Source organism: Cellulosimicrobium sp. CpK407 (assembly GCF_051844275.1).
GTDB lineage: Bacteria > Actinomycetota > Actinomycetes > Actinomycetales > Cellulomonadaceae > Cellulosimicrobium > Cellulosimicrobium cellulans_G.
In genome coordinates, this window is record NZ_JBGNYC010000070.1 from 1 (window position 1) to 17,564 (window position 17,564).

Sequence of the window (17,564 nt, forward strand, 5' to 3'; positions counted from 1 at the left end):
CCCCCCCCCCCCCCCCCCCCCTCCCCCCCCCCCCCCCCCCCCCCCCCCCCCCCCCCCCACAGCCACGTGCTCGGCGCGAGTCGTGCCGCTCAGCGTCGGAGCATCTCCGCGACCTGGAACGCCATCTCCAGCGACTGCTGGTGGTTGAGGCGCGGGTCCACCAGGGTCTCGTAGCGCAGGGCGAGCCCCGCGTCGTCGATCTCCTCGCTGCCGCCCAGCACCTCGGTCACGTCGTCGCCCGTGAGCTCGACGTGCAGCCCGCCCGGCACGGTCCCCGCGGCGCGGTGCACCTCGAAGAACCCGCGGACCTCGTCGAGCACGTCGTCGAACCGGCGCGTCTTGTAGCCGCTCGCGGACGTGATGGTGTTGCCGTGCATGGGGTCCGTGACCCACGTGACGGGCACGCCCGCGCGCGCGACGGCCTCGACGAGCGGCGGCAGCGCGTCTCGGACGTTCCCCGCGCCCATGCGCGTGACGAAGGTCAGGCGACCCTCGACGTCGTCGGGGTTGAGACGCCGGGCGAGCTCGAGCGCGACGTCGGGCGTCGTCGTCGGGCCGAGCTTCACGCCGATCGGGTTGGCGACGCGCGACAGGAAGTCGACGTGCGCGCCGTCGAGCTGGCGCGTGCGCTCGCCGATCCACAGGAAGTGGGCCGACGTGTCGTACGCGTCGCCCGTGCGCGTGTCGCGGCGGGTGAGCGCGCGCTCGTAGTCGAGGACGAGAGCCTCGTGGCTGACGAAGAACTCGACCGTGCGCAGGGCGTCGAAGTCGGCGCCGCACGCGTCCATGAAGCGGATCGCGCGGTCGATCTCGGACGCCGTCCGCTCGTAGCGCGCATAGGCGGGGTTGCGCATGAAGCCGCGGTTCCACTCGTGGACCTGGCGCAGGTCGGCGAACCCACCGGTCGTGAAGGCCCGCACGACGTTCCACGTCGCCGACGAGATCTGGTACGCCTGGACGAGGCGCTCCGGGTCGGGCACGCGCGCCTCGGGCGTGAAGGCGTGGCCGTTGATCATGTCGCCGCGGTAGGCGGGCAGCGTCACGCCGTCGCGCGTCTCCGTGTCGGAGCTGCGCGGCTTCGCGTACTGCCCGGCCATCCGACCCATCTTCACGACGGGCATGCTCGCGCCGTGCGTGAGGATGACCGCCATCTGGAGGATGGTGCGGATCTTGTTGCGGATGCGGTCCGCGTTCGCCTCGGCGAACGTCTCGGCGCAGTCGCCCCCCTGCAGGAGGAACGCCTCGCCCCGCCCGGCCGCGGCCAGGCGGGAGCGCAGCGTGTCGGCCGCGGCGGGCACCACGAGCGGCGCGGAGGCCGCCAGCCGGTCCCGGACGGCGTCGAGCGCCGCCTCGTCCGGCCACGTCGGCTGCTGGAGCGCGACGAGCGTGCGGAAGTGGTCGAGCCCGGCGTCGGTCCCCGGCTCGCTCGTGGTGGTCATCCCGCTCCTCGGATCAGTGCGCGGCGGGAGCCGCGGCGACGAGCGGCTGGCCGATGCCCTCGAGCAGCTCGCCGAACCACTGCTGCGTGACGTCGAAGGCCTTGCCGCCCGCGATGCGCGGGAACTCGATCGCGCGCAGGCGGTCGCCGTTCTCCTCGTCGTGCCCGATGACGCCCGACTCGCCGCGCAGCGCGCACTCGACCGCGAGGTCGGTCATCGACTTGATGAGGCGCAGGTCCTCGGCGTTCGCAGCCGCGGCGCGCGAGAAGTAGCCGGACTTCTGCACCATGACCTTCTCGGCGCCCAGCTTCTCGGCGAACTGCTTGGCGAACCACTGGCCGGGGTTGACCGTGTCGAGCTTGACGTGGCCGAACGGGTCGCGCTGGACCTCCTCGCCGGCCGCCTCGAGCTGCGCGACGATCTCGTGCATGCCGGCGCCCTCGGACAGGAAGATGTTGACGTTGCCCTGCTCGTCCATGATCGCCTTGAGACGCTCGGCCTCGGCGTCGATGTCGAGCGCGAGCTCCGGCAGGAAGACCGCGTGCACGTCCCAGCGCTCGCGCGTCAGGCCGAGGGCCGGGGCCCACTCCTGCGCGTCGAGCCACTTGCGGTACTCGGCCGCCGACGCGGCGGTGAGCCACCCGCAGTGGCGGCCCATGACCTCGTGCACGATGAGCATGCGCGGGCCGGAGCGGTGCTCGCCGATGACGTTCGCCGCGAAGCCCGCCGCCTCCTCGGCCGCGGTCCAGGCGCCGAGCGACTGACGGATCGGGATCACGTCGTTGTCGATCGTCTTGGGCAGGCCCACGACGGTGAGCTCGTAGCCGTTGTCGTGCAGGTAGGCGGCGAGGTCGGCCGCGGTCGTGTTCGTGTCGTCGCCACCGATGGTGTGCAGGACGTCGACGCCGTCCGCCTTGAGCTGCTCCGCCGCGACCTGCAGCGGGTCCTGGCCTTCCTGGACGAGGCCGCGCTTGACGCAGTCGGCCGCGTTCGTCAGCTTGACGCGCGAGTTGCCGATCGGCGAGCCGCCGAAGCGGTGCAGGATGCCCGCCTGCTTGCGACCCTCCTCGTCCACGACGATCTTCGTGCCCGTCAGCAGGCCGTGGTAGCCGTACTGGTAGGCGATGATCTCGATCTCCGGGTCGAGCTCCGTGTACCGCTCGATGAGGCCCCCGACGGCGGAGGACAGGCACGGGGCGAAACCGCCCGCGGTGAGGAGGGCGACGCGACGAACCGACATGTGAACTCAGAACCTCTCGTAGGACGGATCCTGGCCGGACGGACGCGGTCCGGCGGGGTGGCGGCGACGGCGGCGGGCACGTACCCCACGAGGGGCACCGTGAGCGAAGCGCGACCGGCCGTCGCTCAGTCTACTGACGCCGCGCCGGGCTCCGGCGGCGGTTCCGGGACCTGGACGTCGGGAGCCGGACGCCCGCCGGGCGCCCCGCCCGCCTCCTCGGACTCGGTGTGCCCCGCGGCGAGGCGCGCCTTGGCCGTCGCGGCGTAGATGTCCACGTACTCCTGGCCGGACAGCCGCATGATCGCGTACTGGATCTCGTCGGCGACGGCGCGCAGGATGAAGCGGTCGTTCTCCATGCCGCGGTAGCGCGAGAAGTCGAGCGGCTCACCGACGACGACCCCGATGCGCATGGGCTTGGGGATGACCTTGCCGATCGGCTGGGCGATGTTCGTGCCCACCATCGCGACCGGGACCACGGGGGCCCCCGACTCGAGCGCGAGGCGCGCGACGCCGGTCTTGCCGCGGTACAACCGTCCGTCGGGGCTGCGCGTCCCCTCGGGGTAGATGCCGAACAGGTCGCCCTCGCGCAGGACGCGCAGGCCGGTCTCGAGCGCGGCCTCGCTCGCCTTGCCGCCCGACCGGTCGACCGGGATCGTCCCGACCCCGCGCATGAACCCGGCCGTCAGGCGGCCCTTGATCCCCGTCCCGGTGAAGTAGTCGGACTTGCCGAGGAACTGGACCTTGCGGTCGAGGACGAGCGGCAGGATGAACGAGTCGATCACCGCGAGGTGGTTGCTCGCGAGGATCGCACCGCCCTCGTCCGGCACGTGCTCGACGCCCCGCGTCCAGGGACGGTACAGGACCCGCAGGATCGGGCCGACCATCACCTGCTTCATGAACCAGTAGAACAACGTTCCTCCTCGCGGGGTCCCGGCGCGGGACGTGCATCCGACTCTAGAGTGATTCCTATGGCCGCACCGAACGCCCAGCCGGACTCCCCGCAGCCCGACGACGGACCCGACCCCACGCCCGACGACGCGTCGCGGGGTCCTGAGCACCCCGCCGAGCCGGACGACGAGGCTGCCCGGCAGGACGACGCACAGGGCGAGGCGGCGCTCGACGTCGATGCGCAGTGGGCCGGCATCGTGGCCGAGCTCTCCGACCTGTCCGACCTCGACCACGACGCGGCGCGCGGACCCGACGACGGCGCCGGCCCCGCCGACGGCCCGTCGCCCGCGCCCCGCGAGGGCCGCGACGTGCTCGGCTCCGTGCCGGTCGCGCCCTGGGTCCGCACCAGCGGCCCCCGCGACTGGCCGACGACGCCGGAGGTCGAGGACCTCGAGGAGGCCGAGAGCCACTTCGTGCCGCCGGACCCGCCTCTCGTCCTCGGCCGCGACCCCCTCCTCACCATGGCGTGGGCCCTGGTCGTCGGCGTGCCGATCCTGCTCCTGGTCGTGCTCGTCGTCGTGCGCCCGTACCCGGTGATCGTCGCGCAGGTGGGCGGCGGGGCGTTCCTCGCCGGGCTCGCGATCCTCCTCTGGCGCATGCCGCACCGCCGCGAGGACGACGACGAGGGCCCGGGCGCCGTCGTCTGACGCCCGGGCCCCGCCCGCACCTGGTCGCGCTGCCCGTCCCGGCCGGCCCGTCGAGACCGGTCAGCGACGGGCGAGGTCCGCCGCGCCGACGATGCCGGCCTCGTTGCCGTGCTCGGCGAGCTCGATGCGCGCCTCGGGACGGTGCCCGCGCGCGGAGAGCTGGTCCGCGAACGCGCGACGCACGGGCTGGAGCAGCAGGTCGCCGGCCGCGCCGACACCGCCGCCGATGACGATGAGCTCCGGGTCGAGCAGCGCCGTCACCGAGGCCGCGCCCTCGCCGATCCAGCGCCCGAGGTTCGCGAGCAGCTCGACCGCCAGGTCGTCGCCCTCCTGGGCGGCCTGCGTGATCTGAGGGCCGTTGAGCTTCTCGGGGTCGCCGCCGCAGATCTCCAGGAGCCGGGTCGCGCGGTCGGGCTGGGCGATGAGCGCGTTCTGCCCGTCGCGCACCAGGGCGCGGCCCGACGCGTACTGCTCCCAGCAGCCCTCGTGGCCGCAGCCGCAGTAGTGGCCGCCCGGCACGACGCGCATGTGCCCGACCTCGGCCGCGACGCCCCACTTGCCGCGCACGAGCTCGCGGTCGACGACGATCGCGCCCCCGAGCCCGGTGCCGACCGTGAGCATGAGCATGTCGGTCGCGTCGCGCGCGACGCCGAACTGGAACTCCGCCCAGCCCGCCGCGTTGGCGTCGTTCTCGACGACGATCGGCACGTCGGTGCCGCCGATGAGCTCGCGCACGTTGCGCGCGAGCGGGTACTCGCGCCACGCGATGTTCGGGGCGAAGAGCACCGACGTCCGGTCGGGGCTGACGAAGCCCGCCGCGGCGAGGCCCATCGCGCCGACCTCGTGCTCGGCGGTCAGCTCGGCATACACGTCGGCGATGGCGCGGTCGATGCTCGCGACGTCGTCGGGCTCGGTGTCGCGGCGCGTCTGGACGAGGATCTCGCCCTTCTCGTCGACGACCCCGGCCGCGATCTTCGTCCCGCCGATGTCCACACCGATGGCGTGCATGTCCCGTCCTCACTCGCTCGGTAACCGCTGACTAACCGCTGGCTGGAAGCCTCACGCTGCAGGTGCTGCCCGTCGACGGGCGACGCACGACCACGGCTCGCGACCCCGCGCCCGGGTCGTCCCGCCGGAACTCCGCGCCCGCGCGAAACGTTGCGCAAGCAGCGCACAGCACCTGAAGCCTACCGACATCGGCAGGTCCCGGGCACACACCACCACTGGGTAGGGTTCTCCCACCGTCGACTACTGCCACTGGAGCCAGCATGGACGAGATCAGCGCCCCACGGATCGTCGAAGTCGATCCCTCGAAGAACCTCAACGACCTGCTCGCGAGCCGGGTCGCGGCCGACCCGGCCGCGCCGCTGGTCGAGCGCCGCGCCGGCGCCGACGGCACGTGGCAGGCGCTCAGCGCACGGGACTTCGACGCCGAGGTCGTCGCCGTGGCGAAGGGGCTCGTCGCGCGCGGGATCCAGCCGGGCGACCACGTGGGCATCATGTCGCGCACGCGCTACGAGTGGACGCTCCTGGACTGGGCCACGTGGGCGGCCGGCGCGGTGCCGGTGCCGCTGTACGAGACGTCGAGCGCGGAGCAGGTCCAGTGGATCCTGTCGGACGCCGACGTCCGGCTGCTCGTCGTCGAGACGGAGGCGCACGCGGCGACCGTCGGCGAGGTGCGCGACCAGGTCCCCGCGCTCGGTGACGTCCTCGTCATCGACTCGGGCGCCGTCGCGACCCTGAGGGCCGACGGGGCCGACGTGGAGGACGCCGAGATCGCGCGGCGCCGCGGCCTGGCGAACCTCGCCGACGTCGCGACGATCATCTACACGTCGGGCACGACCGGGCGCCCCAAGGGCGCCGAGCTCACGCACCAGAACTTCTACTCGCTCACCGTGAACGCGGTGGCCGCGGTGCCGGAGGTGTTCGGCGAGCCGGGCGGTCGCACGCTGCTGTTCATGCCGCTCGCCCACGTGTTCGCGCGGTTCATCGGCGTGCTGGTCGTGGCCGGCGGGACGGTCCTGGGCCACACGCCGGACACCAAGACGCTGCTCGACGACCTCGGCACCTTCAAGCCGACGTACATCCTCTCGGTACCGCGCGTGTTCGAGAAGGTCTACAACTCGTCCGAGCAGAAGGCCGCCGCGGGCGGCAAGCTCAAGATCTTCCACTGGGCGGCGGCCACGGCGATCGCGTACTCGCGCGCCCTGGACGAGCCGTCGGGCCCCGGCGTCGGGCTGCGCCTGCAGCACAAGGTCGCCGACGCGCTCGTGTTCAAGAAGCTGCGCCACGCGCTCGGGGGCCGCGCGAAGTACGCGGTGTCCGGCGGCGCGCCGCTCGGCGAGCGGCTGGGGCACTTCTATCGCGGCATCGGCGTGCGCATCCTCGAGGGCTACGGGCTCACCGAGTCGACGGCGCCGACGTGCGTCAACCGCCCCGCGACCACGAAGATCGGCACGGTCGGCGAGCAGCTCCCGGGCTGTGGGGCGCGCATCGCCGAGGACGGCGAGATCCTGCTGAAGGGCGACCACATCTTCCGCGGCTACCACAACAACGAGCAGGCCACGGCCGACGCGTTCGTCGACGGGTGGTTCCGCACGGGCGACCTCGGCTCGCTCGACGAGGACGGCTTCCTGCGCATCACCGGGCGCAAGAAGGAGATCATCGTGACCGCGGGCGGCAAGAACGTCGCGCCCGCCGTCCTCGAGGACCGCATCCGCGCCCACGCGCTCGTCTCGCAGTGCGTCGTCGTCGGCGACCAGAAGCCGTTCATCGGCGCGCTCGTCACCCTCGACCCCGAGGGCCTGCCGGGCTGGGCGAGCATGCACGGCAAGGAGCCGATGTCGATCGAGGACGCGGCCAAGGACCCCGACGTCCTCGCCGCGCTCGACGCCGCCGTCACGCGCGCCAACCAGGCGGTGTCGCGCGCCGAGTCGATCCGCAAGTTCACCGTGCTCACCACCGACTTCACGGTCGAGAACGGCTACCTCACGCCGTCGCTCAAGGTGAAGCGGAGCGAGGTGCTCAAGGACTTCGCGGCGGACGTCGAGGCGATCTACGTGGACGGGCCGGCCCCGGTCCGCTGACGTCGCGCACTCCGGGACCACCCGCACGGCCCTCCTCGGCACACCCGCCGGGAGGGCCGTGCGGCGCCCGCGTCAGCGGCGCGCGAGCCGCGCCAGGAGCGCCTGCGCCGGGATGCACACGGCGCCCATCGCCTGCACGTCGTCCGACACGGCACGGTCGCTCGTCACGACGACGACGGGCCGTCCCGCGGGCTCCGCGGCGACCAGTCGTCGGATGAGGTCGTCGGCGATCTCGCCCGACGAGAACAGCACGCGCACACCGCGCGGGGCGTGCACGGGACGCACGGCGGTGTCCGCGCCGTCGAAGCAGACCGTGACCTCGGTTCCCCCGGCCGCGACGCGCAGGAGCCCGCTGAGGAGCCGGTCGCGCTGCTCGGCGAGCGTGAGCTCCCCGAAGCCGGTCTTGGTCACGTTGTAGCCGTCGACGACGAGGTGGGTGCGCGGGACCGACAGGAGGTCGCCGAGCAGCGCCGGGTCGTCGGCGGCCCGACCGCGCGACCCGGGCCTCGGCCGCGCGGTCGCGCCCGGCAGGGCGGCGGCGACGTCGTCGGCCGGGGTCGTCGTGGCGGGCCCCAGCGCGAGCTCGCGCCGCAGCCCGGACGCCGCCTCGACCACCGTGTCGAGCAGGAGCCGCGCGCGTGCCGTCGCGACGTCGGCCGCCGACGTCCGCGCCCGACGCGCCTCGTCCCGCTCCGCGCGCGCCCGGGCGAGCTCGACGCCCGCTGCGCGGCGCTCCTCGCGCGCGTCGCGCAGCGCCCCCTCCGCCTCCGCGCGCTCGGCCGACGCCGCCTCGAGGGCTGCCCGGGCCTCGGCGCGCGCCCGGTCGGCGTCCGCCCGCAGCCGTCGCTCGGCGCGACGCGCGCCCGCGAGCTCGGCCGTCGCCGCGTCGGCGCGGGCCGCGGCGTCACGAACCTGCGCGCGGAGCTCCTCGACCTGTGCGGCCAGCCGGTCGCGGTCGCGACGCAACCGGGCGACCTCGCTGCGCTCCGACCGCTCGGTCCGCAGCGTCGTGTCGAGCGCGCGGGCGCGCTCCACGGCCGCCTCCCAGCCGTCCGGGCGCAGCAGGAAGGCGCCGGCGGCGCGCTCGCGGACGACGGCTGGCGCGGTGGCCTCCGCGTCCCCCGGTGCCGCGACGACGTCGTCGGCCGCTGCCGCCGCACCGGCCTCGGGCGACCCCGGGCCGTCGGGGGCCGGGACCTCCTGCGGTGCGCCCGTCCCGCTCCCGTGCTCGCGCGACCAGGCGGCGGCGACCGCGTGCCGGAACCCGGCGTCGTCGACCAGGGCGCGCCACAACGGCACCGCCCCGGCCGACGCGCGCCGGCGTGGGGCGAAGGCCTTGACCCGTTGCAGGGCCACGGGGACGAGGACCGGGTCGAGCGTGCCGAGCACGTCCGCGGCGGCCTCGACGAGCAGCGCGCGCACCGCCGGCGGGACGTCGCCGTCGGGTCCCTCCTCGTCCGACCTCTCGGCCACCATCCCCGCCTCCTGCGTCTCCGCCGTCGGGAGCTCCGCGGACATTTCGTCCCCGATCGTCCCGATTCCCGTGCACCCACCCTATGCCGTGCCGAGGGCGTGGCCGCGGGACACGACGGATCGTGTCGGTGGCCGTCGCTAGCCTCGCCGCCATGTCGTCCGGTCCCCTCCTCGCCTCCTCCCGCGAGGGGTCCGTGCCGCGGGGCGCGCCCGTCCAGCCCACGCTGGACGACCTCGGGACGCCGCTGCGCGACGTGACGTTCGTCGTCGTCGACCTGGAGACGACGGGCGGGTCGCCCGCGGGCGCCGGCATCACGGAGATCGGCGCCGTGAAGGTGCGCGGCGGCGAGGTGCTCGGCGAGTTCCAGACGCTCGTCGACCCGGGCGTGCCCGTCCCCGCCTTCGTCGCCCGGCTCACGGGGATCACGTCGGCCATGGTCGCGACGGCGCCGCGCATCGAGGCCGTGCTGCCGAGCTTCCTGGAGTTCGCCCGCGGCGCCGTGCTCGTCGCGCACAACGCGCCGTTCGACATCTCGTTCCTCAAGGCCGCGTGCCGGGCCGCGGGCTACGAGTGGCCCGGGAACCAGGTGCTCGACACCGTCCCGCTCGCGCGCCGCGTCGTGACGCGCGACGAGGCGCCGAACCACAAGCTCGCGACCCTCGCCGCGCTGTTCCGGGCCACGGTGACGCCCGACCACCGCGCGCTCGCCGACGCGCGCGCCACTGTGGACGTGCTGCACGCGCTCCTCGCGCGGCTCGGGCCCCTGGGCGTCACCCATCTCGAGGACCTCGCGGGCGCGACTGACCCGGTCCCGCAGGACGTCCGGCGCAAGCGGCACCTCGCGGACGGCCTCCCGGACGCACCGGGCGTCTACCTCTTCCGCGGGCCCGGGGACGAGGTCCTCTACGTCGGCACGTCGACGTCCATCCGGCGCCGCGTCCGGTCGTACTTCACCCGCTCGGAGAAGCGCAGCCGCATCACCGAGATGGTGCGTGTCGCGCACGCCGTCACCCCGGTCGTGTGCGCGACCCCGCTCGAGGCGCAGGTGCGCGAGCTGCGCCTCATCGCGGAGCACGCGCCGCGCTACAACCGGAGGTCGCGCCACCCCGAGCGCATGACCTGGGTCCGGCTCACGGACGAGACGTACCCGCGCCTGTCCGTCGTGCGCGACGTGCGGGCCCCGGCCGCCCACATCGGGCCGTTCGCGTCCAAGCACCAAGCCCAGGCCGCCGTCGACGCCCTCCACGACGCGTTCCCGCTGCGCCAGTGCACGCGCCGGCTCCCGGTCGTCGCCTCGCCCGGGGCCACGGCGTGCGTCCTCGCCGAGATGGGACGCTGCTCGGCCCCGTGCACGACCGCCGAGCGCGACACCGGCTACGCGGCCGTCGCCGGAGGCGTGCGGGAGGCGTTCGAGTCAGACCCGTCCCACGTCGTCGCGGAGCTCGGGCGCCGGATCGTCGCGCTCTCGCGCGACGAGCGGTTCGAGCAGGCGGGAGAGCTCACGCACCGACTGCGGGCCTACCTCGCGGGCGCCGCGCGCGCCCAGCGGCTCGCCCCGCTCGCGGCGTGCGCCGAGCTCGTCGCCGCCCGCGCGACGGACGCGGGCGGGTGGGAGATCGTCGTGGTGCGCCACGCGCGCCTCGCCGCGACCGGGGTGAGCGAGCCCGGCGCGGACCCGTGGCCCCTCGTGCACGCGCTCGTCGCGACGGCGGAGACGGTCGCACCGCCCGTGCCGCCCGCCCCGGCGAGCCACCCCCACGAGGCCGAGATCCTGCTGTCGTGGCTCCAGGAGCCGGGCGTGCGGATCGTCGACGTCACCGGCCCGTGGGCGTGCCCGGTCCGATCCGCGGGGTCCCACGTGGACCTCGCCGCCACGGCCCGTGACGTCGCGCGCCACGCCGACCCGGTCGACCGCCCCGACCTGACGCACGCGGCGCCCGGCGTGACCGTAGAGTGGTCGCCAGTCGACGACCCGACCCCGGAGGAACCATGCTGACCGCCATCGTCCTGATCGACACCGCGCCCGACCGTATCCCCGAGGTCGCGTCGGAGGTCGCGGACCTTCGCGGCGTCAGCGAGGTCTACTCGGTCACGGGCAAGGCGGACCTGGTCGCGATGGTGCGCGTCGAGGAGCACGACCAGCTCGCCGACGTCATCGCGGACCGCATCAGCAAGGTCTCCGGGGTCGTGCGCACGGAGACGTTCATCGCGTTCCGCGCCTACTCGAACGTCGACCTCGAGCAGGCGTTCGCGCTCGGCCTCGACGACTGACGGGCCGCCTGGCGCCGCCGGCCGGCCTGCCGCCGCGGGGTCTCAGTCCCGCGCCGCGGCCTCGGCCCAGCGCGCGAGGACGTCGCGGGCGGCACCCGTGTCCACGCTGCGCGCCGCGATCTCGTAGGCGGCGCGGAGCCGCTCGGCGAGCGTCCCCTGCGCGGTCCCGGGCAGCGTGCCGTCCGCGACGAGACCGGCGGCCGCGTTGAGCAGCACGGTCTCGCGCACCGGGCCGGCCTCGCCTGCCAGGAAACGCCGGGCGACCTCGGCGTTGTGCGCCGCCTCGCCACCGCGCAGCTCGGCGATCGTCACCGGCGCGAGGCCCAGGTCGGCGACCGGGTCGAGCCGCTGCTCGGTCACGACGCCGTCGCGCACCTCCCAGACGGTCGCCCCGCCCGTCGCCGCGAGCTCGTCGAGCCCGTCGTCGCCGCGGAACACGAGCGCCGAGGTCCCCCGCCCCGCCAGCACCCCGGCGATGAGCGGCGCCATGCGCGCGTCCGCGACACCGATGGCGGCCGCACGGGGTTGCGCAGGATTCGTCAGCGGGCCGAGGACGTTGAACGCCGTCGGGATGCCGAGCTCCTTGCGCGCGACGCCCGCGTGTCGCATGGACGGGTGGAAGACCATCGCGAAGCAGAACGTGATCCCCGCCTCCTGCACGATGCGGGCCACCCGCTCCGGCCCGTGGTCGAGCCGGATGCCGAGCTCCTCGAGCACGTCCGCGGCGCCCGACGACGAGGTCGCGGCGCGGTTGCCGTGCTTGACGACCCGCACGCCCGCGCCCGCGATGACGAGCGACGCCATGGTCGAGATGTTGACCGTGTGCGCGCGGTCGCCGCCCGTGCCGACGATGTCGACCGCCGGACCGTCCACGGCGAACCGGCTGGCGTGGGCCAGCATCGCGTCGGCGAGCCCGGTCAGCTCGGCGACCGTCTCGCCCTTCGCGCGCAGCGCCACGAGGAAGCTCGCGAGACGCACGGGCGACACCTCGCCCGACATCACCTGGTCCATCGCCCACGCGGTGGAGTCGGCGTCGAGGTCGTGCCCCGCGACGAGCTCGGTCAGCAGGCCGGGCCACGTGAGCCCCGTGCCCGTCGAGTCGCTCGTGGTCGAGGCGGCGGGGTGCGGGGTGGCGGTCACGGGCGGCCCTTCGGCTGGTCGGTCTCCTGTCGGCTACCGCGTGCCGGCGGCACGCAGCAGGTCGGCGACGGCGCGCTGGAGGGCGACCGCGTCGAACGGCCGGGGCACCGCGTCGTCGGCGAGCGACCACGATGCTAGCCAACCGTCCTGCGGCCTGCCGGTGAGGACCAGGACCGGCGGGCAGCGGTAGACCTCGTTCTTGAGCTGCCGGCACAGGCCCATGCCGCCGGCCTTGTCGGCCTCCCCGTCGAGGACGAGCAGGTCCCAGCCGCCCGCGTCCGCCGCGGTCACGACCGCCACCGGCGTCGCGACCTCGAGCCACTCGATGTCCGGCTGACCCGCACCCAGCCGCCGCCCCACGGCGAGGCGCACCTGCTCGCGCACCGTCACGTCGTCGCTGTAGAGGAGGATGCGCGGCGCGCGCGGGGTCACGCTCGTGTCCCCGTGCGTCGTCGTCACGGTCGTCGTCATCGTCGTCACCGTCGCCTTCGTGGTTCCCTCAGGGTGGTCGGGGAGGGCGCGCCACGGCACCGCGGCGCGCACGTCCCGACTGGCATCTTGGCACGTCGGAGCGGATCGCAGCACCCCCTCGCGCGGTACCGACGCCGACCGGCGCGGGGCCCGGGACCAAGGGCCCTGGCCGCCCTCGGGCGCATGCCAGTTTCATGGCACTTAGCAGCGATCCGTCACCAAGTGCAGGTCTCCGTGGGAAGATCTGGAGACATTGTGAGATTCACCGCCTCCGGGCGGCCGTCTGCGTGCCGCGGACCGGCCGTTCGTCGGCCATAATGGCTCCTGTGTCGACCGCAACGGCTGCCCCCCACGCCCATCAGCACGTGAGCGTCAACCGACCGAACCCCGTCTCGGTCGGGACGATCGTGTGGCTGGCCAGCGAGCTCATGTTCTTCGCCGGCCTCTTCGCCATGTACTTCACGGTCCGCGCCGTGATGCCCGCCGACGAGTGGGCCCTGCAAGCGGACAAGCTCAACCTGACCTTCGCGGCGATCAACACGACCGTCCTGGTGCTGTCGTCGGTGACGTGCCAGATGGGCGTGTGGGCCGCCGAGCGCTTCCAGCCCGTGCGCACCGGCTCGATCTTCCAGGTGAACCGCTGGGGGATGAACGAGTGGATGACGCTCACGTTCCTCATGGGTGCGTTCTTCATCGGTGGTCAGATCTTCGAGTACGCCGAGCTCGTCGAGCACGGCGTCTCGATCTCCTCGACGCCCTACGGCTCCGTCTTCTACATCACGACCGGCTTCCACGGCCTCCACGTCGTCGGTGGCCTGATCGCCTTCCTGTTCCTTCTCGGCCGCTCGTTCTCGGCCAAGAACTTCGGGCACCACGAGGCCACGACGGCCATCGTGACGTCCTACTACTGGCACTTCGTCGACGTCGTGTGGATCGCGCTGTTCTTCGTGATCTACATCTTGCGCTGACGACCCGCCCGGGGTCCGCCCCGGCCCGCCCATCCGCCCCCTGCTCCCCCACCTGCGAGACGAGGATCATTTCGTGAAGGCACTCGCCGCCCGCAGACACCACCGCCTCGCGCCGGTCGTGCTGCTGCTGCTGGCGCTGCTGGTCACCGGTGGCGTCTACGCCGCCTTTGCACCGACTCCGGCCAACGCCGAGACCGCCAGCACCGAGGACATCGAGACCGGCCAGAAGCTGTTCCAGGCCAACTGCGCCACGTGCCACGGCCCGAACGCCGAGGGCTCGGACACGGCTCCGTCGCTCGTCGGCGTCGGCGCAGCGTCGGTCGACTTCCAGGTGTCCACCGGCCGCATGCCCATGCAGATGGACGGTCCGCAGGCCATCCAGAAGCCTCGCCAGTTCGACGAGGAGCAGACGGCGCAGCTCGCCGCCTACGTCGCCTCGCTCGGCGCGGGCCCGGCGATCCCGACGGACGAGCAGGTCGACGCCTCGCTCGGCGACGTCGCGAACGGTGCCGCGATCTTCCGCACCAACTGCGCGATGTGCCACAACGCCGTCGGCGCGGGCGGCGCGCTCTCGGAGGGCAAGTTCGCGCCCCCGCTGTGGGAGACGTCGGAGCGCAACATCTACCAGGCGATGCTCACCGGCCCGCAGTCGATGCCGGTCTTCAACGACGCGACCGTCACGCCCGAGGAGAAGCGCGACGTCATCGCGTTCCTCGAGTTCCAGCGTGAGGGCTCGGCCGGTGGCCTGTCGCTCGGCTCGCTCGGCCCGGTCAGCGAGGGCCTGTGGGCCTGGATCGTCGGAATGGGCCTCCTCATCGGGGCCGCAGTGTGGATCGGAGCGAAGTCCTCGTGAGCGACTACCAGAACCCCCGGTCGCCCGAGTCCTCGCACCGCGAGGTCGGGCACCGCGAGGAGCACGGCACCCTCGACACCTTCCCGGACCCGGGGCTGCCCGAGCACAAGAGCCGCATGGCGGACCGCGACCCGAAGGCGTCGAAGCGCGCCGAGCGCCAGGTCGCGACGCTCTTCGGCATCTCGGTGATCGGCACGATCGCCGCGCTCGTCGTGTACTTCGTCATCCCGCCGGACGGGACCACGGCCGGCGTGCGCCTGTCGACGCTCTCGCTCGGCGTCGCCATCGCCTTCGCGCTGCTCGGCATCGGACTCGGTGCCGTGCACTGGGCGAAGGTGCTCATGTCCGACCACGAGAAGGTCGACGAGCGCCACCCGATCGCGAGCGACGCGGAGACCCGCGCCGGCGCGATCGCCGAGCTCGAGGCCGGCGCCAAGGACTCGGGCATCGCCCGTCGCGGCGTCCTCAAGGGCGCGGTCATCTCCGCGCTCGCGCTGTTCCCGCTCACCATCGCCGTCCCGCTCGTCGGGAGCGTCGGCGGCGACTGGAACGTCTCGAAGTTCAAGCACACGCTCTGGAAGCCCGGGACGCGCCTCGCGATCGACCCCTCGGGTCGGCCCATCAAGGCGGCGGACGTGACGATCGGCTCGGTCGTGCACATCATCCCCGAGGCATCCCAGGAGGAGATGCAGTCCCACGAGTGGATCACGGAGAAGGCCAAGGCCGTCGTCCTGCTGGTCCGTCTCGACCCGCGCGACATCGTGTCCGAGCAGTCCCCTCCGGGAGAGAGCTGGTCGTACGACGGCATCGTCGCGTTCTCCAAGATCTGCACGCACGTCGGCTGCCCCGTGGCGCTCTACGAGCAGCAGACGCACCACCTGCTGTGCCCGTGCCACCAGTCGACGTTCGACGTGGCCGACAGCGCGAAGGTGGTCTTCGGCCCCGCGAAGCGGCCCCTGCCGCAGCTGCCGATCACCGTTGATGACGAGGGCTACCTGGTCGCCCAGAGCGACTTCCACGAGCCCATCGGCCCGAGCTTCTGGGAGCGTCTGAAGTGACCACCAGCACCGGAACCGCCGCACCCAAGGCGGCCGCACCGAAGGCAGCCGCGCCGACGACCCCCGCCGGCAAGGCCGCCGACTACCTGGACCAGCGCACGAGCATCGGCGTCGCCGTCAAGGAGTTCGCGCGCAAGGTCTTCCCCGACCACTGGTCGTTCCTCCTGGGCGAGATCGCCCTGTACTCGTTCGTCGTCCTGATCCTCACGGGCATCTTCCTGACCATGTTCTTCGTGCCGAGCATGTCGCTCGTCACGTACCACGGCGAGCCGGCGTCGATGAACGGCGTGCTCATGTCGGACGCGTTCGCGTCGACGCTGCACATGTCCTTCGAGGTGCGCGGCGGTCTGCTCATGCGGCAGATCCACCACTGGGCCGCGCTCATCTTCCTCGCCGCGATCGTCACGCACATGATGCGCGTGTTCTTCACCGGCGCCTTCCGCAAGCCGCGCGAGGTCAACTGGCTCGTGGGCATGCTGCTCATGATCATGGGCCTCGCCGCCGGCTTCTCGGGCTACTCCCTCCCGGACGACGTCCTGTCCGGCAACGGCCTGCGCATCACCGACGGCGTCGTGAAGTCGATCCCCCTCATCGGGTCGTACCTCTCGTACTTCATCTTCGGCGGCGAGTTCCCGGGCGAGCACATCATCCCCCGGCTCTTCACGGTGCACATCCTGCTGGTGCCGGGCCTGATCCTCGCGCTCGTCGCGCTCCACCTGTTCTTCGTCGTGCTGCACAAGCACACGCAGTACCCCGGTGGCGGCCGCACGGACACGAACGTGGTCGGCTACCCGCTGTTCCCGGTGTACGTGGCCAAGGCCGGCGGCTTCTTCTTCGTCGTGTTCGGCATCCTCGCCCTCATGGGCGGCACGATGGCGATCAACAACGTCTGGAACTACGGCCCGTTCGACCCGTCACCGGTGTCCGCAGGAGCCCAGCCCGACTGGTACATGCTCTTCCTCGAGGGCTCGCTACGACTGATGCCCGGCCAGGCGGAGTTCGTGACGTGGGGCGACTACACCGTGCCCCTCAACGTCCTGATCCCGGCCGTGGTCGTCCCGGGCCTGCTGTTCACGTTCCTGTTCGTCTACCCGTTCCTCGAGGCCGCGGTGACGAAGGACAAGCGTGAGCACCACGTCCTCGACCGCCCGCGCAACGTCCCGGTCCGCACAGGTCTGGGCGTCGCGTTCCTCACGGCGTTCATCATCCTGGCGCTCGCCGGGTCGAACGACCTCATCGCGACGCACTTCCACATGTCGATCAACACGATCACGTGGGCGTTCCGGATCCTGTTCTTCGTCGGCCCGTGGTTCGCGTTCTGGATCACCAAGCGCATCTGCCTCGGCCTGCAGCGCAAGGACCGCGAGCTCGTGCTCCACGGCCACGAGACGGGCCGGATCGTGCGGTTCGCGCATGGCGAGTACATCGAGGTCCACCGCCCGCTCGACGAGCAGGAGCGCTGGCTCCGGGTCAACTACCAGGCCCACGAGCCGCTCGAGATCGAGCCGGCGACGGACTCGCGCGGCGTGCGCCGCAAGGGCTACAAGAAGGACAAGCGTCTCCAGCGCCTGTCGCGGTTCTTCTACGAGGACCGGATCGAGCCCGTGACGCCCGCCGAGCTCGCGGCCGCGCACTCGCACGGCGAGCACGACGCACTCGAGGGCGAGAGCCACGAGCAGATCGAGGCCGGTGCCGCGACCGTCGGTGGTGGGCGCGACCTCGTCGAGCCGGAGAAGGGCGCCGACGAGCGTCGACGCTGAGGTTCCTGCACAGTAGGACGATGACCCGCGACCAGTCCCCTCATCGAGGCGGACAGGTCGCGGGTCATCGTCGTCTCGGCACCCGGGCGCGGGCGGCCGCGCCCGCCTGAGGCTGTCGAGGCACCGCCAGTTCACCGCACACAGCGGCCGCTGGACCCCTTCCTGCGGCCCGGTACCAGGAGGTACTCCGGATGCCCGTCTACACCCTG

General features: G+C 73.0%; 15 protein-coding genes. 8 read left to right on the top strand and 7 right to left on the bottom strand.

What is annotated here, in order from left to right; all coding sequences use genetic code 11:
• Positions 1–89: 89 nt before the first annotated feature.
• From ABWU78_RS19635 to ABWU78_RS19645, 3 genes are all read right to left on the bottom strand, one after another.
• On the bottom strand, positions 90–1,439 hold the full coding sequence (locus tag ABWU78_RS19635; RefSeq protein WP_353709080.1) for a class II 3-deoxy-7-phosphoheptulonate synthase: 1,350 nt from the start codon (positions 1,437–1,439) through the stop codon (positions 90–92).
• A 13-nt stretch (positions 1,440–1,452) separates the two neighbouring features.
• The gene (locus ABWU78_RS19640) at positions 1,453–2,679 is read right to left on the bottom strand and encodes a pyrophosphate--fructose-6-phosphate 1-phosphotransferase (RefSeq protein ID WP_253050023.1); all 1,227 of its coding nucleotides are present in this window, start codon (positions 2,677–2,679) and stop codon (positions 1,453–1,455) included.
• Between the two features lie 125 nt (positions 2,680–2,804).
• The gene (locus ABWU78_RS19645; protein WP_253050025.1) at positions 2,805–3,590 is read right to left on the bottom strand and encodes a lysophospholipid acyltransferase family protein; all 786 of its coding nucleotides are present in this window, start codon (positions 3,588–3,590) and stop codon (positions 2,805–2,807) included.
• Between the two features lie 57 nt (positions 3,591–3,647).
• Between ABWU78_RS19645 and ABWU78_RS19650 the strand changes: the two genes are divergently transcribed.
• Positions 3,648–4,274 (top strand): hypothetical protein, encoded by a 627-nt coding sequence (locus tag ABWU78_RS19650; RefSeq protein WP_353709079.1) that lies wholly within the window; start codon positions 3,648–3,650, stop codon positions 4,272–4,274.
• A gap of 60 nt (positions 4,275–4,334) precedes the next feature.
• Here ABWU78_RS19650 and ABWU78_RS19655 read toward each other — a convergent pair whose 3' ends face one another.
• Positions 4,335–5,282: an ROK family glucokinase gene (locus ABWU78_RS19655; protein ID WP_253050031.1), complete on the bottom strand. Its 948-nt coding sequence runs from the start codon at positions 5,280–5,282 to the stop codon at positions 4,335–4,337.
• 260 nt (positions 5,283–5,542) lie between these two features.
• Between ABWU78_RS19655 and ABWU78_RS19660 the strand changes: the two genes are divergently transcribed.
• Complete coding sequence (locus ABWU78_RS19660; protein WP_353709078.1) at positions 5,543–7,360, top strand: AMP-dependent synthetase/ligase; 1,818 nt, start codon at positions 5,543–5,545, stop codon at positions 7,358–7,360.
• A gap of 72 nt (positions 7,361–7,432) precedes the next feature.
• On the opposite strand, the gene ABWU78_RS19665 is transcribed toward ABWU78_RS19660, so the two are convergent.
• On the bottom strand, positions 7,433–8,878 hold the full coding sequence (locus tag ABWU78_RS19665) for an NYN domain-containing protein (RefSeq protein ID WP_353709077.1): 1,446 nt from the start codon (positions 8,876–8,878) through the stop codon (positions 7,433–7,435).
• 107 nt (positions 8,879–8,985) lie between these two features.
• On the opposite strand from ABWU78_RS19665, the gene ABWU78_RS19670 reads away from it, so the two are divergent.
• Both ABWU78_RS19670 and ABWU78_RS19675 read left to right on the top strand, forming a co-directional pair.
• Positions 8,986–10,830, top strand: a complete 1,845-nt coding sequence (locus ABWU78_RS19670) for a DEDD exonuclease domain-containing protein (RefSeq protein ID WP_353709076.1) — start codon at positions 8,986–8,988, stop codon at positions 10,828–10,830.
• Positions 10,824–11,105, top strand: a complete 282-nt coding sequence (locus tag ABWU78_RS19675; RefSeq protein WP_353709075.1) for an Lrp/AsnC family transcriptional regulator — start codon at positions 10,824–10,826, stop codon at positions 11,103–11,105. The genes ABWU78_RS19670 and ABWU78_RS19675 overlap by 7 nt, the downstream gene beginning before the upstream one ends.
• 42 nt (positions 11,106–11,147) lie before the next feature.
• Here ABWU78_RS19675 and trpD read toward each other — a convergent pair whose 3' ends face one another.
• Together trpD and ABWU78_RS19685 are read right to left on the bottom strand one after the other, a co-directional pair.
• Entirely contained in the window at positions 11,148–12,245 is a 1,098-nt protein-coding gene (gene trpD, locus ABWU78_RS19680; RefSeq protein WP_253050046.1) for an anthranilate phosphoribosyltransferase, read from the bottom strand.
• 33 nt (positions 12,246–12,278) lie between these two features.
• A complete protein-coding gene (locus ABWU78_RS19685) occupies positions 12,279–12,716 on the bottom strand; it encodes a hypothetical protein (RefSeq protein WP_353709074.1) in 438 nt (145 codons plus the stop codon).
• Positions 12,717–13,033: 317 nt separating this feature from the next.
• Between ABWU78_RS19685 and ctaE the strand changes: the two genes are divergently transcribed.
• The 4 genes from ctaE (at position 13,034) to qcrB (ending at position 17,355) form a co-directional block, all read left to right on the top strand.
• Positions 13,034–13,684, top strand: a complete 651-nt coding sequence (gene ctaE / locus ABWU78_RS19690) for an aa3-type cytochrome oxidase subunit III (RefSeq protein WP_087472315.1) — start codon at positions 13,034–13,036, stop codon at positions 13,682–13,684.
• 73 nt (positions 13,685–13,757) lie between these two features.
• Positions 13,758–14,537, top strand: a complete 780-nt coding sequence (qcrC, locus tag ABWU78_RS19695; protein ID WP_253050052.1) for a cytochrome bc1 complex diheme cytochrome c subunit — start codon at positions 13,758–13,760, stop codon at positions 14,535–14,537.
• Complete coding sequence (gene qcrA, locus ABWU78_RS19700) at positions 14,534–15,595, top strand: cytochrome bc1 complex Rieske iron-sulfur subunit (protein WP_374614011.1); 1,062 nt, start codon at positions 14,534–14,536, stop codon at positions 15,593–15,595. The genes qcrC and qcrA overlap by 4 nt, the downstream gene beginning before the upstream one ends.
• On the top strand, positions 15,592–17,355 hold the full coding sequence (gene qcrB, locus ABWU78_RS19705; protein WP_253050055.1) for a cytochrome bc1 complex cytochrome b subunit: 1,764 nt from the start codon (positions 15,592–15,594) through the stop codon (positions 17,353–17,355). Before qcrA ends, qcrB begins: the two co-directional genes overlap by 4 nt.
• Positions 17,356–17,564 lie beyond the last annotated feature (209 nt).